We start from the raw sequence: 517 nt of genomic DNA on the forward strand, positions 1-517 counted from the left end.
GCCGGCGTTTGCGGGAGCCAGCTGCTTTTTCGCCTCGCGCAGTTCGCTGAACAACAGCAGAACGGCGCCTGCCGTAACCGATAGGTCGGCGAAATTTAAGACACCGGTGCGGAGGCGCCCGATTCCAAAATTCATGAAGTCTATCACGTTGAACCCATTCAGCAAGCGGTCGAACAGGTTACCGACCCCGCCGCCGATAACACACGCGCACAGCACAATCCGCTGCAGGTTTTTTTCTTTCAGCATAAGATAGACGGTGCCCGCAATGCATAGCAGGAGCGGGGCGACAAGCAGCGCCACATACTTGAGCGCGGCGTTCCACTCTGCACCGAGACTCAAAAACGCGCCGCTGTTTTCCCGATACATAAGCACCATGACGTTATGGAGCAGGCTTATATCCTCCCTGCCCTTCAAAAACGCGCACGCGGCCAGCTTGGTTACCCGGTCTACCGCATAATTGGCGAACACCGTGCCCAGCGTGAGGGCAATATGCTTTTTCCGTTCTTGCAACACATTC

The 517-nt window shown here is 56.1% G+C and carries 1 protein-coding gene; it reads right to left on the reverse strand.

Annotated elements, in window-relative coordinates:
• On the reverse strand, positions 1–517 hold a 517-nt coding region (gene lspA / locus AWU74_RS07855; RefSeq protein WP_162505066.1), incomplete at both ends, for a signal peptidase II.

This window comes from Treponema endosymbiont of Eucomonympha sp. (assembly GCF_001028545.1).